Source organism: Streptomyces sp. LBL (assembly GCF_029893585.1).
Classification (GTDB): Bacteria; Actinomycetota; Actinomycetes; order Streptomycetales; family Streptomycetaceae; genus Streptomyces.
This window is the reverse complement of sequence record NZ_JARXYX010000053.1, coordinates 1-23,950: the sequence shown is the minus strand read 5'-3', so window position 1 is coordinate 23,950 and position 23,950 is coordinate 1. Positions and strand designations below refer to the sequence as shown.

The following is a 23,950-nucleotide window of genomic DNA, read 5'->3' as shown; positions in this document are numbered from 1 at the left end:
CGTCATCACGCCAATGTCGGCGGGCCCACCGTCACGACCTCGCCGACGACGATGACGGCCGGCGGCTTCACGTCCTCGGCCCGTACGACCTCGGCGACCGTCGCGAGCGTGGCGTCGACCCGGCGTTGCGCGGCCGTCGTGCCCTCCTGGACGAGGGCGACGGGGGTGTCCGGGGACTTGCCGTGCGCGATCAGGGTCTCGGCGATCCGGCCGATCTTGTCGACGCCCATGAGGATCACGAGGGTGCCGGTCAGCTTCGCGAGGGACGGCCAGTCGACGAGGGAGCGCTCGTCGTCCGGGGCGACGTGGCCGCTGACCACCGTGAACTCGTGGGCCACCCCGCGGTGGGTGACCGGGATACCGGCCGCGCCCGGGACCGAGATCGAGCTGGAGATGCCGGGGACGACGGTGCAGGAGATCCCGGCCTCGGCGAGCGCCTGGAGTTCCTCCATGCCCCGGCCGAAGACGTAAGGGTCGCCGCCCTTCAGCCGTACGACCGACTTGCCCTGCTTGGCGTGTTCGATCAGCGCGTTGTTGATGGCCTCCTGGGCCATGAAACGGCCGTACGGGATCTTCGCCGCGTCGATCACCTCGACGTGCGGGGGGAGTTCGGCGAGGAGGTCGCGCGGGCCGAGGCGGTCGGCGATGACGACGTCCGCCTCGGCGAGGAGGCGGCGGCCGCGGACCGTGATCAGGTCCGGGTCGCCGGGTCCGCCGCCGACCAGGGCGACGCCGGTGGTGCGGGTGCGGTGGTGGGGGGCGACCAGGGTGCCGTCGCGCAGTCCCTCGACGACCGCGTCGCGGATGGCGGCGGTGTGGCGGGGGTCGCGGCCGCGCGCGCTGGTGGTGAGGACGGCCACCGTGACGCCCTCGCTGGTGCCGGTGGCCGGGGTCCAGGCCGTCGCGGCGTCGGCGTCGTCGGAGCGGACGCACCAGACGCGGTGTGCCGCCGCCTCGGCGGAGGCCCGGGTGTTCGCCTCCGGGTCGCTGGTGGCGATCAGGGCGTACCAGGCGTCGGCGAGGTCGCCTGCGGCGTAGGGGCGCCGGCGCCAGGTGATCTCGCCCGCGTCCGCCATCGCCTCGACGGAGGGGGTCGCCTCGGGGGACACGAGGAGGACGTCCGCACCTGCCGCGATCAGGGCCGGGAGACGCCGCTGGGCCACCTGGCCACCGCCGAGGACGACGACTCGGCGGCCGGTGAGGCGGAGGCCTACGGGGTAGGCGGGATGTTCGGCCATGAGGTACGGCTCCTCGTACAGGCGTGACTGGGCGCTGCGGCTCCGGAGCGGCCCTGACGTGCGGATTTCAAACTGCGGGTTCAGCGTACGGCGGGGTGGGGGCACGCGGGAACGCGTGCCCGGGCCACCCCCGGCACCGGCCTACTTCTCAGTGACACCCGCCGAGTCGAACGTCGCCACCTCGTGCATCGCTCTCGCCGTGCTCTGGACCAGGGGCAGGGCCAGGAGGGCGCCGGTGCCCTCGCCCAGGCGGAGATCGAGGTCGACCAAGGGGCGTAGGCCCAGTTTGTTGAGGGCGGCGACGTGGCCGGGTTCGGCGCTGCGGTGGCCTGCGATGCAGGCCGCGAGGACCTCGGGGGCGATGGCCCGGGCGACCAGAGCGGCGGCGCCGGCGCTGACGCCGTCCAGGATCACCGGCGTACGCAGGGAGGCGCCACCGAGGAGGAGGCCGACCATCGCGGCGTGTTCGAAGCCGCCGACGGCCGCGAGGACGCCGATGGGGTCGGCCGGGTCCGGCTGGTGGACGTCGAGGGCGCGGCGGACGACCTCGGTCTTGCGGGCCAGGGTCTCGTCGTTGATGCCGGTGCCACGGCCGGTCACCTCGGCCGGGTCAGCGCCGGTGAAGACCGAGATGAGCGCTGCGGACGCCGTGGTGTTCGCGATGCCCATCTCACCGGTGAGCAGGGCCTTGTTGCCGGCCGCCACCAGGTCGCGGGCGGTCTCGATGCCGACCTCGATGGCCTGCTTGGCCTCCTCGCGGGTCATGGCGGGGCCGGTGGTCATGTCGGACGTGCCCGCGCGGATCTTGCGGGGCAGCAGGCCGGGGGTCGCCGGGAGGTCGCTCGCGACACCGACGTCGACGACGCACACCTCGGCGCCCACCTGGGCGGCGAAGGCGTTGCAGACGGCTCCGCCGCCGAGGAAGTTGGCGACCATCTGCGCCGTCACCTCCTGCGGCCAGGGGGTGACCCCCTGCGCGTGCACACCGTGGTCGCCCGCGAAGATCGCGACGGCCGCGGGCTCCGGGATCGGCGGCGGGCACTGCCGGGACAGGCCGGACAGCTGAGCGGAGATGATCTCCAGCATGCCGAGCGCCCCGGCCGGCTTGGTCATGCGCTTCTGGCGTTCCCACGCCTCGCCCAGCGCCTTGGCGTCGAGCGGGCGGATCTGGACGACGGTCTCGGCAAGCAGGTCGTGGGGTTCCTCTCCGGGCAGTGCGCGACGGCCGTACGTCTCCTCGTGGACGACCCAGGACAGCGGGCGCCGCTTGGACCAGCCCGCCTGCATCAGCTCGGGCTCGTCCGGGAACTCGTCGACGTATCCGACGCACAGGTAGGCGATCACTTCGAGGTGCTCGGGCAGGCCGAGGGCGCGGACCATCTCGCGCTCGTCGAAGAAGCTGACCCAGCCGACGCCGAGGCCCTCGGCCCGGGCGGCGAGCCAGAGGTTCTCGACCGCGAGGGCGGCGGAGTACGGGGCCATCTGCGGCTGGGTGTGCCGGCCGAGGGTGTGCCGGCCGCCGCGGGTCGGGTCGGCGGTGACGACGATGTTCACCGGGGTGTCGAGGATCGCCTCGATCTTCAGTTCCTTGAACTGCTTCGCCCGGCCCTTGGGGAGGGACTTGGCGTACGCGTCGCGCTGGCGGGTGGCCAGTTCGTGCATGGCGCCCCGGGTGTCGGCGGACCGGATGACGACGAAGTCCCACGGCTGCGAGTGGCCCACGGAGGGCGCGGTGTGGGCCGCCTCCAGGACACGGAGCAGCACCTCGTGCGGGAGGGGGTCGCTGCGGAATCCGTTGCGGATGTCTCTGCGTTCGCGCATGACCTTGAGGACCGCCTCACGCTCGGCGTCGTTGTAGGCGGGCGCGGCCGGGCCGGTGGACCGCCGTACGTCTTCCACTGCGGCCGTGCTCTCTTCTTCCGGGTCCTGCGGGTCTCGCCCGTCTCGCGGGCCTCCCGGGTCTTCCTGGTCGGCGGCACGGGTGTCCAGGTCCTCCGCGTGCTGCACGAGTTCGGGGTCGGCGTCCCGGGGGGCCGGGAGCGCGACGCCGGGTTCCGGGGCCGACTGGCCCTCCGGGGGGAGGGGCACGGCGTGCGGGGGTGTCGGCAGGAGGTGCGCAGTGGTCGGCACCGGGCCCGCCACCGGAACGAACTGGCCCAGGGACTGGTCGGGTTGAGGCTCGACGGCCGGGCCGGGAGCGGCGGGCGTGAGCGCGTCCTCGGGCTGTGCTGCGGAGGCGTACTCCGGGGTGTCCGCGGGCCGGGGCGCGTCCACGGCGGGCGTGGTGGCCGGGTCGGCGTTCGGCGTGGGTTCCGTGTCCTGGACGAGGGACAGGGCCGGGGCCGGGGCCGGGGCGAGCTGCGGGCCCTGGGCCGGCTGGGCGTCCGGAGTGGTGGGTGCCTGGCCGTGGTCCGGTACGGCGTATTCGGGCATCGCCTGCTGCGGGAACGGGCCGGGGATCACCGCGGCGGCGTCTTCGGTCTCCGGGAGGAGGGCGGCGGTGGCGTCCGCGCACTGGGCGCCGGGCTCGGCGTCCGGCGCGGCCGAGGGCAGCACGGCTGCGGGGAACGGCGGTGTGTCAGTGGCGACGGGGGCCTCGGGGGCCGGGCCGGGGTCCGGGGGGCCTGCGGGGTCCGGGGCGGGGGTGGCTGCCGGGATCGGTTCGGCGGCCGGGGAGGAACCGGCGTCCGGGGTGGGGTGGGTGGCCGGGGCGGCGGAGTCGGTGACCGGCGACTGCGTAGCGTCCGCTTCGAGGAGCTGTACGGCGTTCACGTCTGAGCCGTCGCCGGGGGTTCCGGACTCGGGGGCACCCGACTCGGACGCCGGAGCGATACCGGAGGGGTCGGCTGCGGAAACGGGGTCACTGGCCGCTGCGGGTGCGGGCTCGGTGACCGCGGGCTCGGTGACCGCGGATGCCGGCTCGGTGACCGCGGATGCCGGCTCGGTGACGAGCGCGCTCTCGGCGGCTTGTCCGGCACCCTGGGCCGGGGCGCCTTCTGCCGGCTGACCGGCGTCCGGTGCCACGACGACGTCTACGCCGCCTTCCGCGATCTCACCGGCGTCCGGACCGACGACGCCATGCGCGCCTGCACCGGTGTCCGGGCCCACGGCATCAGCCGCTCCGTCACCGGCACCCGGGTCCACCGCACCTGCCTCGTCCTGGGCGGCGTCCGGCTCGGTGGCCGTTGCCGAGACATCACCGGTGTCCGCGTCGGCCTCAGCGCCGGGCGACGTCTGACCGTCGCTCACGTCCGACACCACACTGTGCTCGACGTCCGAAGCGGGGGCAGCATCCGCCTCGGGCTCGGCCGCCGCCAGGTTCTGGTCACCGTCAGAAACCGGCACCGTTCCCGAAACCTGCTCGGCTTCCGTAGCCTGCTCGGCTTCCGTGGCCTGGCCGCCCTCCCGGACCTGCTCCCCTTCCGAAGTCCGGCCACCTTCCGACCACTGGCCGGCATCCGGCACATGAGCACCCTCGGGCAACTGACCCGCATCCGGCACGTGAGCACCCTCCGGCAACTGGCCGGCAGCCTCCGGCGCATGAGCGCCCTCCGCGAGATGCCCGGCATCGGAAGCGTGCGCAGCATTGGGGAGCTCCCCAGCACCCGGGGCATGGGCGCCCGCTGCCGGCTCCCCGAGGTCATCCGGAGCGTAGGCGGCCTCCACCGCCTCACCGGCATCCCAGACTTGCGTCGCCTGGGCACTCGACTCGGGCGCGTCGCCGAACGACGCCTCGCCCCCCAGCGGAGCCTGCGCGTCGAGCCCCGTCTCCTGGCCCGGTACCGCGAGCCGCGCCTGCGTGAACTGCGGCGGTGCCTGCGGCCCCACACCGGGCTCCGCGGGCGGCAGTGTCTCTCCCGCCTCCGCGGCCTGCGGAGCCGTGGGGGCGACCGTCTCTCTCGTGAGGCGGGCCACGGCGGCCTGGGCGGCATCTCCCGCTTCCGCGGCCTGCGATGCGGCATCCGTCGGCTCGGCCGACTGATGCTCCACCGACTGATGCTCCACCGGAACAACCGTTTCGGCAGCCGCGGCCTCCGCGTGCACCGGCGCCTGTACCGCACCCGGAACCCCGGCCTGCACCGCACCCTGAACCGCCGTCGGCACGCCCCACGGCGTCGCGGCCTGCGCGGGCATCTCCCGAGGTTGCGGAACGTCGAGGTATTCGGGGTCCCTCGCGGGCGGGCCGGGCTGCCGTACGGGAGCGCCGACGGCGCCGCGGTCGGCCAGCGAGCGGACCGGGCTCGCGGAGGTGTCGGGGATGGGCGGGCCGAGGTGGAGGGGGCGGCGGGGCGGGGTGGGCATGGTGGGCGGTACCGATGCGGAGGCGGGGAAGCGGACGGCGCTGAGGTCGACGGAGCCACTGTCGCGGCCCGAGATCTCGTGCGGGCCCGGCTCGTGCACGGCCTCGACGACGGGTTCCGGTACGGGCGGCGGGACCTCGTTGCCCCATGCGCCCTGGGCGCCCGGCAGCAGCAACAGGTCTTCGTCCTCGGCGGTGGTCTCGGAGAGGTAGGTGTACGCACCGTGCGCGGGGGCGCCCGGCTGATCCACCATGCCTGCGTTCTCCGGCAGCGCCTCGCCCGGAACCTGGCCGGTGTCGGTCATGCGTACCCCTCGCCCATCGGTTAGTGCTTCTACGGCCGGCTCACCCGGAACGGCGCACCGACCGCCCCGCAGTGAAGAACGAGCGTGCGTACCCAGCGGCACGAACGACCAGTCGCCAAAAGACGACAAAGCCATTAACTGGCATTGTCGCGGCCGTTGCCCCGTCGCGACAGCTTGATCCGCGACGGCCCGCTGTGGACTGCGCCACGTTGCGCGTCCTCCGGTTCTGCCATACCACACCCACCCCAAAACGGGTGCGTTTTCCGGACATTGGCCTACGAAGCGCCGGGTGCCCGAGTGCGGTACAACGATCGGCCAGCCTACCGCGCGCGGTACGACAACAGGATCACGGGGACAGGATCCGGGACGGAACGGGAGTTCACGCCGGACGGTCCGGGAGCAGGCCGCTGAGCAGGAACGCGACGCTTCGCTCGGTCTCCGTCCAGGCCTGGGTGTCGAGTTCGACGGACTGGACGAGGGCGCACTCGACCTGGTAGCCGTGCTCGGTCAGGGCACGGCCGACGAGTTCGGCGGCGTCGCGGGTGCCCGCGTGCGTGACGATGCGCTGTGGACGGCGGTCGGCGACCGCCGAGACGACGGCCGCTCCCCCGCCTCCGACGCGGACGACGTCCGGTTCGGGCAGGTTCTCCAGGACGTGCGGCGCGGTGCCGCGGATGATCTGCAGCTGGATCCCGAAGCCGCGTGCGGCTGCCTCGGTGCGGACGCACGCCGGGAGATCCCGGTCGACGGCGATGACGGCGGCGCCGGCGCGGGCGGCCTCCACGGCGAAGGCGCCGCTGCCGCAGCCGATGTCCCAGACGAGGTCTCCGACACGTGGTCCGAGTCGGGCGAGTTGGGCCGCGCGAAGCAGTTCCGACTCGCCCTCGCCGAGGTCGCCGCCGTATGCCTCGGCGGGCAGAGCCCAGCCGCGCGGTCCGGTGCCCGGGTCGCGTCCGGCGATCCAGCCGCCCTCTCCGGTGCCGGCGGGGCCGGCCGGACCGCCGATGACGATGACGACGTTGGGGTCGCGCCAGGTGTGGTCGGCGGCCTTGTCGGAGGTGACGACGGTGACCTGCTCGTGGTCGGTGCCGAGTTCCTCGCAGATGACGAAGGTGCGGTGGACGCCCTCCATCAGGAGGCCGAGTTCGGCGGGGCCGGCGCCGGGTGAGGTGAGAACGGCGACCTTGGTGTGGGCGCGGCACACGTTCACCGCGCGTCGCAGGGTGCGTCGGTGGGCGACGACCACCTGTGCGTCGTCCCAGGGCATCCCGGCCCGGGCGAAGGCGGCGGCGACGGAGGAGACGGCGGGGACGACTTCGACCTCGATGCCGAACTCGGGTGCGTGCAGGGTGCGTACGACGCCGAAGAAGCCGGGGTCGCCGTCGGCGAGGACGACCGCGGTGCCGCGGTGGCCGGCGATGCGGCGGGCGACGAGGGCGACGCTGCCGAGCCGGATGCGTTCGGCGCGGGCCGGCACCTCGGGGAGCGCCAGGTGGTGGGCGGCTCCGGCCACGAGGGTGGCGGCGCCCAGGGCGGAGCGTGCCGCGGCGGTCAGCGGCGAGCCGTCCCAGCCGATCACCGTGACCCGGTCGGCCATCGTCTCTCAGTCTCCAGGGGGGTTTTGCGCAGGTTGTCAGGGGCAGCCCGGGAGTGCGGGCTTCGTGAGGGTACCTGGTGGAGTCGGCCGGTCGTGGTCCCCTGGTTCAGTTCCAGTCGGAGAAGGAGGTGAAGCCGCGGGAGTCGGCCAGTCGCTCGCCCGCTCCGTCCAGGTCCTCCGGGAGGAGGCTCCACACGATGAAGTCGGTACGGACGTCGGTCCAGGTGCCGTCCTCGCTGCGGACGTGGGCTATACAGGCGCTGCGCAGGACGCCCTCGCTGATGCAGCCGATCTTCTGGGCGACCTGCTGGGAGGCGGTGTTGTCGGCCGCCGTGCGCAGCTCGATACGCTCGAACTTCTGGTCGCCCAGCAGCCATTGGGCGGTGGCCAGGGCCGCTTCGGAGGCGTAGCCCTCGCCGCGGGCCCAGGGGGCGATGACGTACGACAGCTCGGTGGAGCGGATGTGCCAGTTGGTCCTGCCGAGTTGGACGATGCCGACCAGCCGCTGGGTGAGGAACTCGGTGACCGCGAGGTCGAGGCCGCGGCCCGCCTCGCGTTGCGCGGGCGCGTGATGGGTGACCCAGGTGCGGGCGGCGTCCTCGGTGAACGGCTGGGGGACGTCCGTCCAGGCCCCCACCTGCTCGTCGTTCATCATCTCGGCCAGCGCGGGCACGTCGTCCTCGTCAAGGGGACGCAGCACCAACCGCTCCGTGCTGATGGAGATGTTGGGGAAGGTGCTCGTCATGCGCCGCTCCGTAACCGTCGGGAAGCCTTCAGCCTGCTGAACTGCCAGCATGCAGTATGTGAGCACCGAACCGTACGACGGGGTCCACCCCCAGTCATGGGACGGACCCCGTGCGTGGTGATACGCCGTATACGCGCCGTCGGCCGGAGCCGGCCGGACGCGGCCGGGATCAGAAGGACGCGGTGACCGAGCCGTCGTACTTGTCCTGGATGAACTTCTTGACCTCGGCGGAGGTGAGGAGCCGGGCGAGCTTCTTCACCCGCGGGTCGTCCTCGTTGCCCTCCTTGACGGCGAGGAAGTTGCCGTACGGGTTGTTCTTCGCGGACTCCAGCACGAGGGCGTCCTTGGCGGGCTTGAGGTCGGCCTCGATGGCGTAGTTGCCGTTGACGACCGCGGCGTCCACGTCGTCCAGGGAGCGCGGGGTCTGGGCCGCCTCCAGTTCCTTGAACGTGAGGTTCTTCGGGTTCTTCGCGATGTCGGAGGGGGTCGCGTCGTTGCCCACGCCGTCCTTGAGCGTGATGATCCCGTTGGCGTCGAGGAGCTTCAGCGCCCGCGCCTCGTTCACGCTGTCGTTCGGGACGGCCACGGTGGCACCGCGCTTCAGGTCGTCGGCGCTCTTGACCTTGTGGGAGTAGAGGCCGAGCGGCTCCAGGTGGACGGTGACGACGGGCACGATGTGGGTGCCCTTCTTCTTGTTGAAGTCGTCGAGGTACGGCTGGTTCTGGAAGTAGTTGGCGCCCACGGAGCCGTCCTCCGTCGCCGTGTTCGGCGTGACGTAGTCGGTGAACTCCTTGACCTCCAGGTCGAGTCCCGCCTTCTTCGCCAGGTGGTCCCTGACGTAGCCGAGGATCTCGGCGTGCGGGGTCGGGCTCGCGGCGACGATCAGCGGTCCGCTGGTGTCGGAGGCGGAGCCCTGGTCCGAGCCGCACGCGGTGAGCCCGAGGGTGAGGGCTCCGGCGGCGAGGACGGTAGCGGTGATCTTTGCGGCGTTACGCACGAAAAGCGCCTTTCCTGATGGGTGCGGCGGCCCCGTCGTGGGTGGACGGGGAGTCTGGGGGGGGCTCGGACGGGGAGTCCGGGGAGGACTTGGACAGGCAGTCCGGGGGCTTTACGCGATCTTGCTGATGTCCGCGGACGCCGGATCCTTCGCCTTCAGCAGGCGCAGCCTCGGCGCGGGGCCGGACCGGCCGCCGCGGCGGTGCAGGGAGCGGGCCGCGTAGTCACCGGCGAACTGGAAGGCCGAGATGACGACCGCGAGGATCGCCACGGTGATCCACATCAGGTCGGTCTCGAAGCGCTGGTAGCCGTAGCGGATGGCGATGTCGCCGAGGCCGCCCGCGCCGACCGTGCCGGCCATCGCGGAGTAGCCGATGAGGGCGACGATCGTGGTCGTGGTGCTGGAGATGAGCGAGGGCAGGGACTCGGGGACGAGGACCTTGCGGACGATCGTCCAGGTGTTGCCGCCCATGGCCTGCACGGCCTCGACGAGCCCGCCGTCCACTTCGCGGACAGCCGTCTCGACCAGGCGGGCGAAGAAGGGGATCGCGCCGATCGCGAGCGGCACGATCGCGGCCTCGCGGCCGATGGTCGTCCCGGTGATCGAGCGGGTGACGTTCATCAGGGCGACCATCAGGATGATGAAGGGCATCGAGCGGGCGATGTTCACGACCTGCCCGATGACCTTGTTCGCGACGACGTTCTGGACCAGTCCGCCCCGGTCGGTGAGGACGAGGAGGACGCCGAGCGGGAGGCCGCCGACGACGGCGATCAACGTGGACCAGCCGACCATGTAGAGGGTGTCCCAACACGCCTGCTCCAGCAGGGGCTGCATCTCGGACCAGGTCACTTGGCACCGTCCTTCAGCAGCAGGGGCGCGTCGCCCTCTTCGCCCTCTTGGCCCACGACGTCGATCTGCAGTCCCTGTTCGCGCAGGAAGCCGATCGGCACCACGTTGTCCTCGTAGCGGCCGGGCAGTTCGATGCGCATCCGGCCGACCTGGAGGCCCCCGACGGTGTCGATGGCGGCGCCTAGGATCGATATGTCGATGTTGTAGGTGCGAGAGAGTTGGGAGACGACCGGCCGGGTCGCGGCCTCGCCCTGGAAGGTGACATCGACGACGGTGCGGTCGGCGCCGGATGCCTCGCCACCCACCGGGAAGAGCGCGGAGGCCAGTTCGGAGCCCGGGGTCGCGAGCAGCTCGCTGACCGTGCCGGACTCGACGATGCGGCCGTTCTCCATGAGGGCGGCCGAGTCGCAGATCGACTTCACGACGTCCATCTCGTGGGTGATGAGCAGGACCGTCAGGCCGAGCTGCTGGTTCAGGTCGCGCAGCAGTTGGAGGATCGAGCGGGTGGTCTCGGGGTCGAGGGCGCTGGTCGCCTCGTCGGAGAGCAGCACCTTCGGGTCGCCGGCCAGGGCGCGGGCGATGCCGACGCGCTGCTTCTGGCCGCCGGAGAGCTGGGCCGGGTAGGCCTTGGCCTGGTCGGCGAGACCGACGAGGTCGAGGAGTTCGAGCGCCTTGCGCGCACGCTCCTTCCCCGACATGCCGAGGATCTCCAGCGGCAGCTCGACGTTGTCCTGCACGGTCCGGGAGGACAGCAGGTTGAAGTGCTGGAAGACCATGCCGATACGGTTGCGCGCCCGGCGCAGCTCGCGGCCGGCCCGGGCTCCGCGCCCGGCCAGGGCGGTGAGGTCCTGCCCGGCGACGGTCACCGTGCCGGCGGTGGGGCGTTCCAGCAGGTTGACGCAGCGGATGAGCGAGGACTTGCCGGCGCCGGACTGGCCGATGACGCCGTACACCTCGCCTTCGCGGACGTGGAGATCGACGCCGTCGAGGGCGGTGACCTCTCGGTCGCGGGATCGGTAGACCTTGGTGAGGCCCGATGTGGTGATCACGTGGGTTTCCGTCACTGTCGTGTGCAGGGCGTGGGTGTGCCCTGGCGGGTGCATTCGGTCGGAACGCGGCACGGTTCTCGTGCGGGGCAGGGGAGCCGGAGTAGAACATGTGCGCGATGGGCGTCTCGCGCCGGTCAGGCAGTGGGGAGGCGTCCCTCACGTACGGGATGCGGCGCACGGACAGGCCACGGCGGCTCGCTTCGGGGCTCCCCCACTCTCGGCTTTCGCTCGAGCGGGGGCACCCCCATGGCTCACGAGGGTGCGGGGCCCTCTAGAAGGCGCACATTCGACACATACAACGAGCACCGGGCGTCAGGGTCGCCTCGGTCGCAAGGGTGCGGCTGCTCGTCATGGTCATGCGATCAGTAAAACAGACCTACGGTCCTGACAGCACACCGCTGTCCGCATGCTGGACGGCGGCGGACACCCGTCAGGCGCGGAGGGAGATCTCCACTCCCCTGTCGGTGACGAGCGCGGACAACGCCGACAGGTCCTTCACCACCAGGTCGGCGGTGAGCTCGTGGGCCTGGTGGGTTGTGGTCAACGCCACGGTGGTCATACCGGCCGCGCGTCCCGCCTGCAGCCCGGCCGGGGCGTCCTCGAAGACCACGCAGCGGGCGGGGTCGACACCCAGTTCGCGGGCGGCGAGCAGGTACGGCTCGGGGTCGGGCTTGCCGCGGGTGATGTCATCGGCGGTGATCAGCGTCTTGGGCAGGATGCCGACGGCGTCGAGGCGGGCCTCGGCGAGGCGCCGGGTGGCGGAGGTGACGACGGCCCAGCGCTCGGCGGGCAGCGTGTCCAGGAATGCCTTGGTGCCGGGCAGCAGGTGTACACCGTCGTTCGGTACGTCCTCCACCTCCAGCTTCTCGATCCGCGCGACGGCCTCCGGGACGAGGCCGGCGGGCAGCAGGTCGGCGGCTATCTCGGCGGCCGGCCGCCCGTGCAGTGCGACGCGGGCGAAGTCCTCGACGGTGATCCCGTACTCCACGGCCCACTGCGTCCAGCAGCGGTCCACGGAGGCGAGGGACGAGACGAGGGTGCCGTCGTTGTCGAACAGGAGGGCTTGTGCGTGGATCTTCATGCCCTCGACCCTACGACGCACCCCGGGGTCGGCCGCGCCGGGCCTTTTGGCCCGTAATAGGGTCGCGGCATGCTTGCCGTCCTGACGCTCGTGACCGGCGTCGCCGCACTTCTGCTCGCCGCGTGGTGCGGCTGGGCCGCATACCGTGATCAGCCGACGAAGGACTGGCACTTCATCGGGATGGCCGTGGTGTCGGTGCTGGCCCTGGTGCAGTTGGTGATCGGGATCGTGCAGCTGGCGCGGGGCGAGAAGCCGGACCAGGGCACGACGATCTTCGTGGCGTATCTGCTGGGCGCCGTCGCCTGCGTACCGGCGGTAGGTTTCATGTCGCTGGCGGAGCGGACCCGGTGGGGCTCGGCGACGGTGGCCGCCGGCGGTGTGGTGCTGGCGGTCCTTGAGGTACGTCTTTATGACATCTGGGGAGGCTGAGGTGGCCGTGACGGAGGAGAAACCGACGCGGCAACGGCTGATCAGCGGGCCGGGGATGCTGCTGGTGTGGCTCTACGGCGTGATGGTCGTCGGGGCGGTGTCGCGCTCGGTGGTGCAGATCTCCACGGAGTTCGACCGGGCGCCACTCGCGTATGCGTTGTCCGCGGCGGCGGGGCTCGTCTATGGGTTCATCACGTACTCGCTGGTGCGGGGTGGGGAGACGGCGCGCAAGGCGGCGCTGGTGTGCTGTGGGGCCGAGCTGGCGGGCGTGCTGATCGTCGGTACGTGGACGCTGGCCGAGCCGTCCGCGTTTCCCGACGCCACCGTGTGGTCGGACTTCGGGATGGGGTACGTCTTCATCCCGGTGCTGTTGCCGTTGTCTGCGATGTACTGGCTGCGTAAGGCCGCGCGGCAGGGAGATGCCGCCTGAGTTCTCCAGGCGGCAGCATCCGGTCCGGCTGTGGCTGGGCACGCGGTTCCCCGCGTCCCTGAAGGCGCACGGTCAGGCGGTCGCCGCGTACGCGCCCGCCGGCTTTTCCAGGACGGTCATCTCCATCCCGTCCGCGCCCTTCGACGTGCCGACCGTCTCGTAGCCGACCCGGCGGTACAGGCGCAGGTTGCCCTCGCTGCGGCGGCCGGTGAAGAGGCGGAACTTCTTGGCGCCGCGCTCCTCCTCCAGGGCCGACTCCGCCGCGCGCAGCAACCGCGCGCCGATGCCGTGGCCCTGGAGGCGGGGGTGGACGCAGAGCTTGCCGATGGCTGCCGAGCCGTCCTCGGTGATGCGGCCACGGACCGAGCCGACCACCTCGTCGCCGAGCCGCGCCACGAAGACGCAGTCCGCCTCGACTTCCTGGCGGACCGAGTCCAGGGTCTGGACGAGCGGGTCGATGCGGTAGTTGCCGTACAGCGCCGCCTCACTCTGGAAGCAGAGGTACTGCAGCCTGAAGATCTGTTCCGCGTCCTGCTCGGCCGCCCCCGAGATGATCACGCTCATGCCCATGTGCGCACGCCTCCCGCTCACCTGATCACCAGTTGTTCCTCACTCCTATCCCCGCGCTTCATGGGCCGCAACCTCCTGCGTGAGCAATCGGCGAAGACATTCCAGACATCTGGAACGTTCCGGACCCAGACTGCCCTGTGAGATACCCAACTCTCCCGCGATCTCGCGGTAGGTGAGGTCCCGCGGCGACAGGAGCGCCTCCATGAGGCGGGGGCAGCGGCCGGGCAGTCGGCGTACGGCGTCATGCAGGGCACGGCGGCGGGCGGCGGCCAGGGCGAGTTGCTCGGGGCTGCGGTCCCCTGCCTCGGCCGGTTCGCAGCCGTACGGCTGTTCCGGTTCGCTGCCGTAGGGCCGTTCCCGTTCACCTCCGTACGGCCGTTCCCGTCGGTTCGTACGGCGGTTGCGGCGGGATTCCGTACGGACGGCGCGGCGGAGCCAGCCGTGCGGGTCGAGGGGCGGGTCCTGGGCGTCGAGGCGTTCCAGAAGGCGGAGCCAGACCGCCTGCTCCAGGTCGCCGGGCTCCGTTCCGGTGGCATGCGCCTCCGCGGAGGCCTCGGCGGTGAGCAGTGGGCGCAGGTCGGTGAGCAGGTCGTGCGTCATGTCGAGAGCGACGCGGCGGCCCGGGACGGGGGTTGCCCGGGCCGCTGGATGTCACCCCAACCGGGGCCGGTGACTCAGCCGTTGACGAAGTCCTGGCGAGCCAGCAGACCGGTGTCCGGGTTGTCGGTGAAGACGCCGTCGATGCCCGTGGCGAAGTAGGCCCGGAAGGCGCCGAAGGCGTCGCCGTAGGCGTCCCCGTCCGTCCCCTTGCGGAACTCGGCGGGCAGGAAGGGATTCTCGTTGCGCAGGGTGTACGGGTGCAGGACCAGGCCGACGGCATGGGCGTCCTTCACCAGGGTGGTCGGGGCGGTGAGCTTGCCGTTCGCGTCCTTCGGGACGACCAGGTCCAGGGTCGGGCCGATGCCCTGCGCGTAGCCGGCGATCTCCCTCAGGCCCTTGCGGGTGACGAGGTCGGCGGTGGTGCGCGGATCGCCGGTCTCGACGAAGTCCCAGGGGCGGCTGTTCGCGCTGGACAGGAGCACCGCCAGCGGGTTGTCGACGAGCTTGTTCAGGCGCTGGATGCTGGTCGGTTCGAACGACTGGAGGATGACCGGCGAGTTCCGCTTGTCCTTGCCGTACTTGTGCAGCAGCTTGGCGACCCGCTCCTCCAGGCCGAGGCCCTGCTTGCGGAAGTAGGTGGGGTGCTTGGTCTCCGGGTAGATCCAGACCTGCTTGCCGCGCTTGCGGGTCTGCTCGTCCTGCCACTTCAGGACCTCTTCGAAGGTGGGGATCTCCCAACGGCCGTCGTAGAGCGTGTTGTGCGGGCGGTTGGCCGGGATGCGCTCGATCGCGCGCAGCGTCTTCAGCTCGGCGAGCGTGAAGTCCTCGGTGAACCAGCCGGTGGTGGAGACGCCGTCGAGGACCTTGGTGGTCTTGCGGCCGGCGAACTCGGGGTGGCGCGCGACGTCCGTGGTGCCGCCGATCTCGGGCTCGTGACGGCAGACGAGGTGGCCGTCCCTGGTGGGCACCAGGTCGCCGGCCTCGACGATGTCGGCGCCCATGTCGAGGGCCAGCTGGTAGGAGCCGAAGGTGTGCTCGGGGCGGTAACCGCTGGCGCCCCGGTGGCCGATGATCGTGGGCACGGGCAGGCTCTTCAGACCGTCGCCCCCGTGTCCCGCGCCCGCCGCCCGCGCGGTGCCGGACAGTCCGAGGACCGCTCCGCCCGCGCCGAACACCGCGGCACCGAGGAGCGCCCGGCGCCCCGTGCGCCGCTGCTGGGTGGACTCGTGCTGCGACTCCTGCGTTGCCATGAGCGCCCTTTCTGACGTCGGCTTGTGAATGCGCGCCGATCGTAGGTACGTGTACGTGGCGGGCGGGAGGCCCGCGGCGGAACACGCGGGTGACGCGGGATGTCGCATGGGAACAGATGTCTGATGCTCCGTCGGTTGCATGCCGGTTCATACCGGGCGGCCGGGGTACGCGACCTGCGTCACATCGTTCCGGGCGGGTTACCGCCGGGCAACGGCGGGCCGCCGCAGGTAAACGTGGGTCAACAGTGCGTAAGACCTCGGTGAATCCGGTGTGCCCGATGTGCGCGCCCCCCTGAACCGCGAGTAATGTCCTCACCTGCACGGACTCATACAGATTCCCTGGCCGTTCTCTTTACACCGGAGGGCCCGTTGTCCCGCTTCGCGCTCATCAAGGCAGTGCTCGGACCGATCATGCGCCTGATGTTCCGCCCACACGTGGAGGGCGCTGAGCACATCCCTGGCGACGGTCCGGTGATCCTGGCCGGCAACCACCTCACGTTCATCGACTCGATGATCATGCCGCTCTTCTGCGACCGACAGGTCTTCTTCATCGGCAAGGACGAGTACGTCACCGGGAAGGGCATCAAGGGCCGGCTGATGGCCTGGTTCTTCACGGGCTGCGGCATGATCCCGGTCGACCGGGACGGTGGCCGCGGCGGTGTCGCGGCGCTGATGACCGGTCGCCGGGTGCTGGAGGAGGGCAAGGTCTTCAGTATCTACCCGGAGGGCACGCGCTCCCCCGACGGCCGGCTCTACCGGGGCCGTACGGGCATCGCCCGGCTGGCCATGATGACCGGCGCTCCCGTCGTGCCGTTCGCCATCATCGGCACCGACAAGCTCCAGCCCGGGGGCTCCGGTATGCCGCGCCCCGGCCGGGTCACGGTCCGCTTCGGTGAGGCCATGGAGTTCTCCCGGTACGAGGGGATGGACCGCGACCGGTACGTCCTGCGGGCGGTGACCGACTCGGTGATGACCGAGGTCATGCGGCTGTCGGGGCAGGAGTACGTGGACATGTACGCCACCAAGGCCAAGGCGGCGTAGCGCTCCGCGGGTTCGGCGGGTTGCTTCGGTCGCGGTGTGTCCGCGGGTCCACTTCGGCCGGTCGCACCGTTCCCCGCGCCCCTGAGGTGGGTGGCCTGCCGTCGGCCCTCGCAGCGGGGCCGCGTCGCTCACCGGGTGCGGGGCTTCGGTCGTGTGTCGTGCCGGGCCGGCCTCGGGTGGCGGGAGGGAAGGCCGCGGCACTAGGGGTGACCGTCGAGGTGTTGGTTTCGCAGCATGAACCACGCCGCCATCGCAGCCGCGAGCAGGACTGCCGCGCCTGTGCCGGTCGCGAGCGTGAGGCCGTCGACGAAGGACTGGCGCGCCGCGTCCAACAACGCCTCGGACGTCGGCGCGGGCAGGGTCGCCGCCGCCTCCACCGCCCCGCCCAGCGACTCATGGGCCTGCGCCGGAGTGCCCGCCGGGCCCGTGAAGTCGCGGTAGACGGCGGTCACGATGGAGCCGAGTACGGCGATTCCGAGGGCCGCGCCCAGTTCGTACGCGGTCTCCGACACCGCGGACGCCGCGCCCGCCTCCTCCTTGGGTACCGACCCGAGGATCACGTCGGCCGTCACGGTGAACGAGAAGCCCGCACCCACGCCCACGACCAGCAGCGCGGCCCCCAGCAAGGGGTAGCCCGTGGACTGGCCGATGACGGTGAGCGAGGCCAGGGCGAGGCCGACGGCGGCGAGACCGCCGGAGACCACGGACCGTACCGAGAAGCGCCGCGCCACCGTGCCGGCGCCCAGACCGGCCGCCACCGCGCCGACAGCCGCGGGCAGTTCGGCCAGGCCTGCCTCCAACGGCCCCCTGCCCTGGACGAGTTGCAGGTACTGAGAGAGGAAGAACACCAGGCCGGAGAGTCCGAAGATGGTGAGCAGGTCGGCCAGGACCGCACCGCTGAAGCCGCGATTGCGGAACAACCGCATGTCCAACAGGGGCTCGGATAGGGTGAGTTGGCGGCGTACGAAGCCGTACAGCGTACCCGCGCCGAGCAGGGCCGCGGCGAGGGCATCCCAGGTGGTGCCGTGCGTGGCCGCCTCCTTGACGGCGTACACGATGGCGATCACGCCGACCAGTGACAGGACGACACTGCGCATGTCCCAGGGGCCGGGACGCGGGTTCCGCGATTCGGGCAGCAGCTTGACGCCGACGAGGACCAGGACCGCCATCACCGGCAGGTTGATCAGGAAGACCGAGCCCCACCAGAAGTGTTCCAGCAGGAAGCCGCCGACGATCGGGCCGACGGCCATTCCCGCGGAGGCGGTCGCGCCCCAGATGCCCAGCGCCAGGCTGCGTTCGCGGCGGTCATGGAAGAGGTTGCGGATGAGGGCGAGCGTGGCCGGCATCAGGGTCGCACCGGCGACACCGAGCAGGGCCCGGGCGACGATCATCAACTCGGGTGTCGTGGCATAGGCGTTGAGGACGGACACCGCTCCGAACGCCGTGGCGCCGACGAGCAGGATCCGCTTGCGGCCGATGCGGTCGCCGAGACTGCCCATGGAGACGAGCAGACCGGCGATGACGAAGGAGTAGACGTCGCCGATCCACAGGAGTTGGGTGCCGGTGGGATTGAGGTCCTCGCTGATGTAAGGGGTCGCGAGACCGAGGACGGTCGCGTCGACGGCCACCAGCAGCACGGCGAGCACGAGGACGGACAGCGCGAGCCAACGGCCGGGGCGCTTCACCGCCTCGGTCAGGTCCGCCGGCCGCAGGGTGCTGGTCATGATTCCTCTCTTCCGGGTTCGTCTCGTCGTAGTGCGCCGCCGAGCAGCAGCTCGACGATCATGTGGGTGAAGTCGTTGCGGGCGACCCGGCCCTCCGCCACGGCCCAGGCGCCGGAGGCGAGCAGGCCGTACAGTGCCTCGGTGAGCCAGCCCGGGGTCAGATCGATACGGAACTCGCCGGCCGCCTGGCCGCGCCGGAACAGGGCGGCGACGCGCTCGTCGATCCGGGACCAGCCCGCGTTCTGTTCCTCGCCCTCGAACAACTGGTTCTCGGTGTAGAGGAAGGCGAGGAGCGCGGCGGCGGGTTCCAGCTCGCGCACGAGACGTCGTACGGCCTCACCCGCGGGCCCGTCCTCCAAACGGGCCGCGCCCAGGGCGGCCTCGCACTCCGCGATGCCGAGCGCCTCCAGCGCCCGCACGAGCGCGTCGCGCCCGGCGAACTGGCGGTGCAGAGTGGCCCGGCTGATCCCGGCGGCCTTGGCGACCTCGTCCATGGTCGCGGTGGAATTGCGGGTCAGCAGGGCGGCGGCGCTGCGGAGTACGTGGTCACGATCGACGGCCATGAGACAAAGGTATCCCACATGAGACATTTTTGTCTCACCGCGGGCATGCGTGACTCATCGCTGCAGGTCGCCGAAGGGATGGGAGGGGATCAGATGGGATGGAACCGGGATGGGATGGGATGGGATGCGATGGGGAACTGCTGCCACTGGGTTCGTCAGTGCCAGGGCAGCTGTCCGCGCTTCTCCCAGTAGGCGTGCGGCTCCTCCACGAGTGTCGCCAGGCGTGCCAGCTGCTCCTCGTCGAGGTCGGCGGCGGCCGCGTGCAGGTTGGACGCGAGCTGGCGGGTCGTGGCGGCGCCGGAGAGCACGACACCGGCCCAGGGCCGGCGCAGGACCAGGGCGAGGGCCACGGCATCGCAGCCGAGAGACGTTTCCTCCGCCACGGCCTTCACGACGTCCGGCGCGTTCGGCCCGGCCAGACGTCCGTTGGCCATGCCCTCCTTGACGATCACCGTGAGACCGGCGTCATGGGCCTCGGCGAGGGCCGGGGCGGCGGAGGTCTCCAGCGCGTTGTAGGTGGACTGGACGGTACGGAAGAGGGGCTCGCCGTCGACCGTGACCGCGAGCGCGGCGCGGATGGCGTCGGCCTGCGCGGGGCCGCTGGTGGAGAAGCCGATGCTCACCCCCTGGGCCGCGGCCTGAGCCAGCTCGGCATGGAGTTCCTTGTCGGTGAGGGCCGGGCTGTCCGGGGTCACCGAGTGGATCTGGTACAGGTCGAGCCGGTCGCCGAGCACGGCGGCGGTCTCGGCGCGCTGCCGCTTGTACGTCGGCACGCTGTGGTTCTTGACCTCGTGCTGCTCGGCGTCGGTGCTCCAGGCGGCCGTGTACGTGTAGCCCCACTTGCTGCCGACGACGATGTCGTCGAGGTCGGGGCGGGCGGTCAGCCAGGCGGCGAGGAACTCCTCCGAACGGCCGTAGGAGCGGGCCGCGTCGAAGTAGCGGACGCCCTGGGCGTAGGCGGCGTCGAGGAGTTCGTGGGTGCGGGCGCGCAGGGCGTCGACACTGCGGTCGGCGGGGAGGTCCTCGTCCCGGCCGAGGTTGATGTAACCGGGGCGGCCCACGGCGGCCAGGCCCAGGCCGATGTGGCAGGTGGGGGTGGTCGCCGAGGCCAGTCGGGCGAAGGGCATCGTGGGCTCCGTTCGGTCTGCTCCTTGCGGCTCATGACCAACGTAACCTGCGATGACCCCTCGCGTACGAGACCCGGGGCTTACCCGGGACCTGCTATTTCTCTACTTCTTGTCCTTCGCGGTGGCCCACTCGTGCTGCCCCGCCACGTCCGCCTTCACCTCGGCGAGCTGGACGGCGACCGCGCTGGGTGCCGTACCGCCGCGGCCGTCGCGGGAGGCGAGGGCGCCCGGGACGTTGAGGACGGAGCGGACCTCGGGGGTCAGGTGGACGGAGATCTTCGCGAACTGCTCGTCGGTCAGCTCGTCGAGTTCCTTGCCCTCGGCCTCGGCGACCTTGACGCACTCGCCAGCGACCTCGTGCGCGACCCGGAAGGGCACGCCCTGCCTGACCAGCCACTCGGCGATGTCGGTGGCGAGCGAGAAACCGGCCGGGGCCAGCTCCTCCATGCGCTCGCGGTTGACGGTGAGGGTGGCGATCATGCCGGTGAAGGCCGGGAGCAGGACCTCCAGCTGGTCGCAGGAGTCAAAGACCGGCTCCTTGTCCTCCTGGAGGTCGCGGTTGTACGCCAGCGGGAGGGCCTTGAGGGTCGCCATGAGCCCGGTGAGGTTGCCGATGAGACGGCCGCTCTTGCCGCGCGCCAGCTCCGCGATGTCCGGGTTCTTCTTCTGCGGCATGATCGACGAGCCCGTGGAGAAGGCGTCGTGGAGGGTCACGAAGGAGAACTCCTTCGTGTTCCAGATGATGATCTCCTCGGAGATCCGGGAGAGGTTGACCCCGATCATCGCGGTGATGAAGGCGAACTCGGCGACGAAGTCGCGGGAGGCCGTGCCGTCGATGGAGTTGCCGACGCTCCCGTGCTCGAAGCCGAGGTCCCTGGCGACCGCCTCCGGGTCCAGACCGAGGGAGGAGCCCGCGAGGGCGCCGGAGCCGTACGGCGAGACGGCCGTCCGCTCGTCCCACTGGCGCAGCCGCTCGGCGTCCCGTGACAGGGCCTGCACGTGCGCGAGGACATGGTGGGCGAAGAGCACCGGCTGGGCGTGCTGGAGGTGGGTGCGGCCGGGCATCGCCACGGCCGGGTGGGCCTCCGCCAGGCCGATCAGCGCGTCCTGGAGGTCGGCGATCAGACCGCCGATGATCCGGGCGTGGTCGCGCAGGTACATACGGAAGAGGGTGGCGACCTGGTCGTTGCGGGAGCGGCCGGCGCGGAGCTTGCCGCCGAGGTCGGGACCGAGACGCTCCAGCAGGCCGCGCTCCAGGGCGGTGTGGACGTCCTCGTCGGCGACGGTGCCGACGACGTCGCCCGATGCCACGTCCTGTGCGAGCTGGTCCAGCCCGGCCAGCATGCGCTGAAGCTCGTCCTGCGTGAGCAGCCCCGCCTTGTGCAGCACGCGCGCGTGGGCACGCGATCCGGCGATGTCGTAGGGCGCCAGCCGCCAGTCGAAATGGACGGACGCGGACAGCTTCGCCAGGGCCTCGGCGGGACCGTCGGCGAAACGGCCGCCCCAGAGCCGTACGTCACCGCTGTTGCTGCTCACTTGCGTTGCTCCTCGGAGGTTGTCGACGGGCCACCTGGATGTGCCGCAGGGATGTGCCGTCTGCCGTCTGGATGTGCCACCGCCTCCCTGCACACCGGCGGTCAAGGAGGAGGCGGCACTCACGCTATCGCTTACGCGAGGTCCCGCCTGGCCGCGATCTTCGACGACAGTCCGTAGATGTCGATGAAGCCCTTGGCCGCGGCCTGGTCGAACGTGTCGCCGGTGTCGTAGGTGGCCAGGTCGAAGTCGTACAGCGACGACTCGGAGCGCCGGCCGGCGACGACCGCGCCGCACGCGAGGGCGCGCTTACGGATGACGTCCAGGTCCTCGGCGCCCGCCTCCTCGGCGATCCAGCCGATGGCGACGGAGGTGTCCAGACCGGCTGAGCAGGCGAGTACGACGCGCTCGGCCACGGGTTTCTCCTCACAGTGCATGCGATGACATGCATGAGTATGCAGACCTCTGCATGATTCGTCAATCCGACCCGCTCGGGACTGCGCCCCGCCGGGGGCGGGTGCCGGGGCGAGGGGCGGCAGGGGAGGCCCGTCGGCCGGCGGGGCGCCGACAGGACGTCGGCAGGACATCGGCAAGGACATCGGCAAGGACGTCGGCAAGGAATTTGCTGGGCCTTTGAACACCGGAAACCGCTTACCCGTACCTCTCGCCGAACGCAGGCGCCGCGTCAGTCAACGAGAGACCCCCCAACCCCGAGTGAGGCATCCGCATGTCCAGGGCTCTTCCGAAGTACAACAAGCGTCGCGTCGCGTTGATCGGCGGCGCTGCCGCGGTGGTGCTGTCCGGCGCGGTGATCGCCGGCTCCGCCCTCGCCGGAACGCCCGGTTCCGCGCAGAGCGGCAGCACGAACGCCAAGACGCTGGCCGACACCGGCACCATCACGTGCCCGGACGTCGCCTCCCAGTTGCCTGCCGTCCCGGCGTCCGCCCAGGCCGAGGTGGACCGCAACCTGACCCTGCTGCAGACCCAGCTCGACGAGGCCAACAAGCGGCTCGTGGACACGGTCGGCCAGGGCGGGGCCAACTTCGTCCAGAACGCCATCCTCGGCCCGCTGGAGGACAAGCGGATCTCGACCGTCAACCGCATCGCCACCGCGATCGGCCGCACGGCCGAGAAGCCGCAGGGCCTGGACGCGCTCGCACCGTGCACCCTCAACGCCGGCGGCGCCGCCGGGGCAGGCGATGCGGCCGGTGGCGCTGCTGAGGCCGGTGCCGGAGCGGAAGCTGGAGCCGGAGCCGGAGCCGGAGCCGGAGCAGAGGCTGGCGCGGGAGCGGAAGCCGGAGCTGGAGCAGAAGCCGGAGCAGAGGCTGGCGCCGGAGCAGAGGCTGGCGCCGGAGCGGAAGCCGGAGCTGGAGCGGAAGCCGGTGGCGGTGCGGAGGCCGGTGCGGCGGGCGCCGTCAACTGCCCCGACGTCGCCTCGCAGTTGCCCGCGATCCCGGCCTCCGCCCAGGCCGAGGTCGACCGCAACCTGGCCCTTCTCAACACCCAGATCCAGGAAGCCGATCAGCGGCTCGTGGACACGGTCGGCCAGGGCGGAGCGAACTTCGTCCAGAACGCGATCCTCGGCCCGCTGGCGGACAAGCGGAAGTCGACCATCGACCGCATCGCCACCTCCATCGGCCGCACGGCCGAGAAGCCGCAGGGCCTGGACTCCCTGGCCGCCTGCACGGTCAACAAGTGACATGACGGGCACCGTGGCCGCCCCGCGTGAACGCGAACCGGGGCGGCCACGCCCGTCCATCGCCCATCGTCCATCCAGATCACCCTCACTAAACGGACGACGGAATTCCTTAGACAGGCGAAAGGTCTGCACCCATAATCTTTAGACATGGGAAAGACTTATGAGCGCATAGACGGCCGGCTGCGCACGTTCATCGAGGCGCAGCCCCTCTTCTTCACCGCATCCGCCCCCCTGTCCGGCGACGGCACGGTCAACCTCTCCCCCAAGGGCCTCAAGGGCTCGTTCGCGATTCTCGACGAACTCACCGTGGCCTACCTCGACTTCGCCGGCTCCACCGCGGAGACCATCGCCCACCTGCGCGAGAACGGCCGGATCACCCTGATGTGGTGCGCCTTCCAGGGCCCACCGAACATCGTGCGGGTGCACGGCCGCGGCGAGCCGGTCTTCCGCGACGACCCGCGCTTTCCCGGGCTGCTGGCCCGGTTCCCGGACATCGACCCGACCGCACACGGGCTGCGTGCCGTCATCGTCGTACGGGCCGAACTCATCCGTGACTCCTGCGGGTTCGCGGTGCCCTACATGTCGCACGACGGGGACCGCGAGCTGCACGGCCAACGATTCGCGCGCGAGGACGACGCGTCGCTGAGCGAGTACTTCGCCAAGAAGGAGCACATCGCCACAAGTATGGACGGACTGCCCGGACTTCCCCTCCCGCTGCATCCCCTTTCTTGACTTGCACCTCGGGCTGAAGCCCGAGGATTCTGGCCTTCTCGACTTGTTGCTGTGCCGCTACGCGGCACGGGGTTCGGTCGGGAATCCGTGG

At 71.2% G+C, this 23,950-nt stretch carries 20 protein-coding genes and 1 pseudogene; 5 read left to right on the top strand and 16 right to left on the bottom strand.

Annotated elements, in window-relative coordinates:
• Positions 1-5: 5 nt before the first annotated feature.
• The 8 genes from cobA to M2271_RS40050 all read right to left on the bottom strand — a co-directional run bounded on the left by cobA (position 6) and on the right by M2271_RS40050 (position 12,161).
• A complete protein-coding gene (gene cobA / locus M2271_RS40085; protein ID WP_280892406.1) occupies positions 6-1,238 on the bottom strand; it encodes a uroporphyrinogen-III C-methyltransferase in 1,233 nt (410 codons plus the stop codon).
• A gap of 141 nt (positions 1,239-1,379) precedes the next feature.
• Positions 1,380-5,843, bottom strand: a complete 4,464-nt coding sequence (gene cobT, locus M2271_RS40080; RefSeq protein ID WP_280892405.1) for a nicotinate-nucleotide--dimethylbenzimidazole phosphoribosyltransferase — start codon at positions 5,841-5,843, stop codon at positions 1,380-1,382.
• A gap of 379 nt (positions 5,844-6,222) precedes the next feature.
• On the bottom strand, positions 6,223-7,440 hold the full coding sequence (gene cbiE, locus M2271_RS40075; protein WP_280892404.1) for a precorrin-6y C5,15-methyltransferase (decarboxylating) subunit CbiE: 1,218 nt from the start codon (positions 7,438-7,440) through the stop codon (positions 6,223-6,225).
• A gap of 106 nt (positions 7,441-7,546) precedes the next feature.
• Entirely contained in the window at positions 7,547-8,185 is a 639-nt protein-coding gene (locus M2271_RS40070; protein ID WP_280892403.1) for a GNAT family N-acetyltransferase, read from the bottom strand.
• 169 nt (positions 8,186-8,354) lie between these two features.
• Positions 8,355-9,182, bottom strand: coding sequence for a MetQ/NlpA family ABC transporter substrate-binding protein (locus M2271_RS40065; protein WP_280892402.1), 828 nt, complete (start codon positions 9,180-9,182; stop codon positions 8,355-8,357).
• 111 nt (positions 9,183-9,293) lie between these two features.
• Entirely contained in the window at positions 9,294-10,031 is a 738-nt protein-coding gene (locus M2271_RS40060; protein ID WP_280892401.1) for a methionine ABC transporter permease, read from the bottom strand.
• Positions 10,028-11,134 carry an ATP-binding cassette domain-containing protein gene (locus tag M2271_RS40055; RefSeq protein ID WP_280892400.1) on the bottom strand — a complete coding sequence of 369 codons (1,107 nt, stop codon included), beginning with the start codon at positions 11,132-11,134 and terminating at the stop codon, positions 10,028-10,030. Before M2271_RS40055 ends, M2271_RS40060 begins: the two co-directional genes overlap by 4 nt.
• A gap of 376 nt (positions 11,135-11,510) precedes the next feature.
• Positions 11,511-12,161, bottom strand: coding sequence for an HAD family hydrolase (locus tag M2271_RS40050; RefSeq protein WP_280892399.1), 651 nt, complete (start codon positions 12,159-12,161; stop codon positions 11,511-11,513).
• A 69-nt stretch (positions 12,162-12,230) separates the two neighbouring features.
• On the opposite strand from M2271_RS40050, the gene M2271_RS40045 reads away from it, so the two are divergent.
• Complete coding sequence (locus M2271_RS40045) at positions 12,231-12,590, top strand: hypothetical protein (RefSeq protein WP_280892398.1); 360 nt, start codon at positions 12,231-12,233, stop codon at positions 12,588-12,590.
• Entirely contained in the window at positions 12,571-13,020 is a 450-nt protein-coding gene (locus tag M2271_RS40040) for a hypothetical protein (protein WP_280892397.1), read from the top strand. The genes M2271_RS40045 and M2271_RS40040 overlap by 20 nt, the downstream gene beginning before the upstream one ends.
• 72 nt (positions 13,021-13,092) lie before the next feature.
• On the opposite strand, the gene M2271_RS40035 is transcribed toward M2271_RS40040, so the two are convergent.
• The 3 genes from M2271_RS40035 to M2271_RS40025 form a co-directional block, all read right to left on the bottom strand.
• A complete protein-coding gene (locus tag M2271_RS40035; protein WP_280892396.1) occupies positions 13,093-13,590 on the bottom strand; it encodes a GNAT family N-acetyltransferase in 498 nt (165 codons plus the stop codon).
• Between the two features lie 45 nt (positions 13,591-13,635).
• Entirely contained in the window at positions 13,636-14,190 is a 555-nt protein-coding gene (locus tag M2271_RS40030; protein ID WP_280892395.1) for a sigma-70 family RNA polymerase sigma factor, read from the bottom strand.
• Between the two features lie 74 nt (positions 14,191-14,264).
• The gene (locus M2271_RS40025) at positions 14,265-15,440 is read right to left on the bottom strand and encodes a glycerophosphodiester phosphodiesterase (RefSeq protein WP_280892394.1); all 1,176 of its coding nucleotides are present in this window, start codon (positions 15,438-15,440) and stop codon (positions 14,265-14,267) included.
• 306 nt (positions 15,441-15,746) lie between these two features.
• Between M2271_RS40025 and M2271_RS40020 the strand changes: the two genes are divergently transcribed.
• Positions 15,747-16,481: a lysophospholipid acyltransferase family protein gene (locus M2271_RS40020; RefSeq protein ID WP_348539231.1), complete on the top strand. Its 735-nt coding sequence runs from the start codon at positions 15,747-15,749 to the stop codon at positions 16,479-16,481.
• 200 nt (positions 16,482-16,681) lie between these two features.
• On the opposite strand, the gene M2271_RS40015 is transcribed toward M2271_RS40020, so the two are convergent.
• From M2271_RS40015 to M2271_RS39995, 5 genes and pseudogenes are all read right to left on the bottom strand, one after another.
• Positions 16,682-18,205, bottom strand: a complete 1,524-nt coding sequence (locus M2271_RS40015; RefSeq protein WP_280892392.1) for an MFS transporter — start codon at positions 18,203-18,205, stop codon at positions 16,682-16,684.
• The gene (locus tag M2271_RS40010; RefSeq protein WP_280892391.1) at positions 18,202-18,768 is read right to left on the bottom strand and encodes a helix-turn-helix domain-containing protein; all 567 of its coding nucleotides are present in this window, start codon (positions 18,766-18,768) and stop codon (positions 18,202-18,204) included. The genes M2271_RS40015 and M2271_RS40010 overlap by 4 nt, the downstream gene beginning before the upstream one ends.
• A 155-nt stretch (positions 18,769-18,923) precedes the next feature.
• The gene (locus M2271_RS40005) at positions 18,924-19,895 is read right to left on the bottom strand and encodes an aldo/keto reductase (protein WP_280892390.1); all 972 of its coding nucleotides are present in this window, start codon (positions 19,893-19,895) and stop codon (positions 18,924-18,926) included.
• Positions 19,896-19,997: 102 nt separating this feature from the next.
• Positions 19,998-21,431, bottom strand: a complete 1,434-nt coding sequence (argH, locus tag M2271_RS40000; protein ID WP_280892389.1) for an argininosuccinate lyase — start codon at positions 21,429-21,431, stop codon at positions 19,998-20,000.
• 131 nt (positions 21,432-21,562) lie between these two features.
• Positions 21,563-21,718, bottom strand: a pseudogene (locus tag M2271_RS39995) (argininosuccinate synthase); the annotation flags it as partial.
• 437 nt (positions 21,719-22,155) lie between these two features.
• On the opposite strand from M2271_RS39995, the gene M2271_RS39990 reads away from it, so the two are divergent.
• Both M2271_RS39990 and M2271_RS39985 read left to right on the top strand, forming a co-directional pair.
• Positions 22,156-23,127: a hypothetical protein gene (locus M2271_RS39990; RefSeq protein ID WP_280892388.1), complete on the top strand. Its 972-nt coding sequence runs from the start codon at positions 22,156-22,158 to the stop codon at positions 23,125-23,127.
• A 147-nt stretch (positions 23,128-23,274) separates the two neighbouring features.
• Positions 23,275-23,859, top strand: a complete 585-nt coding sequence (locus tag M2271_RS39985; protein ID WP_280892387.1) for a pyridoxamine 5'-phosphate oxidase family protein — start codon at positions 23,275-23,277, stop codon at positions 23,857-23,859.
• The last annotated feature ends 91 nt before the right edge of the window (positions 23,860-23,950 follow it).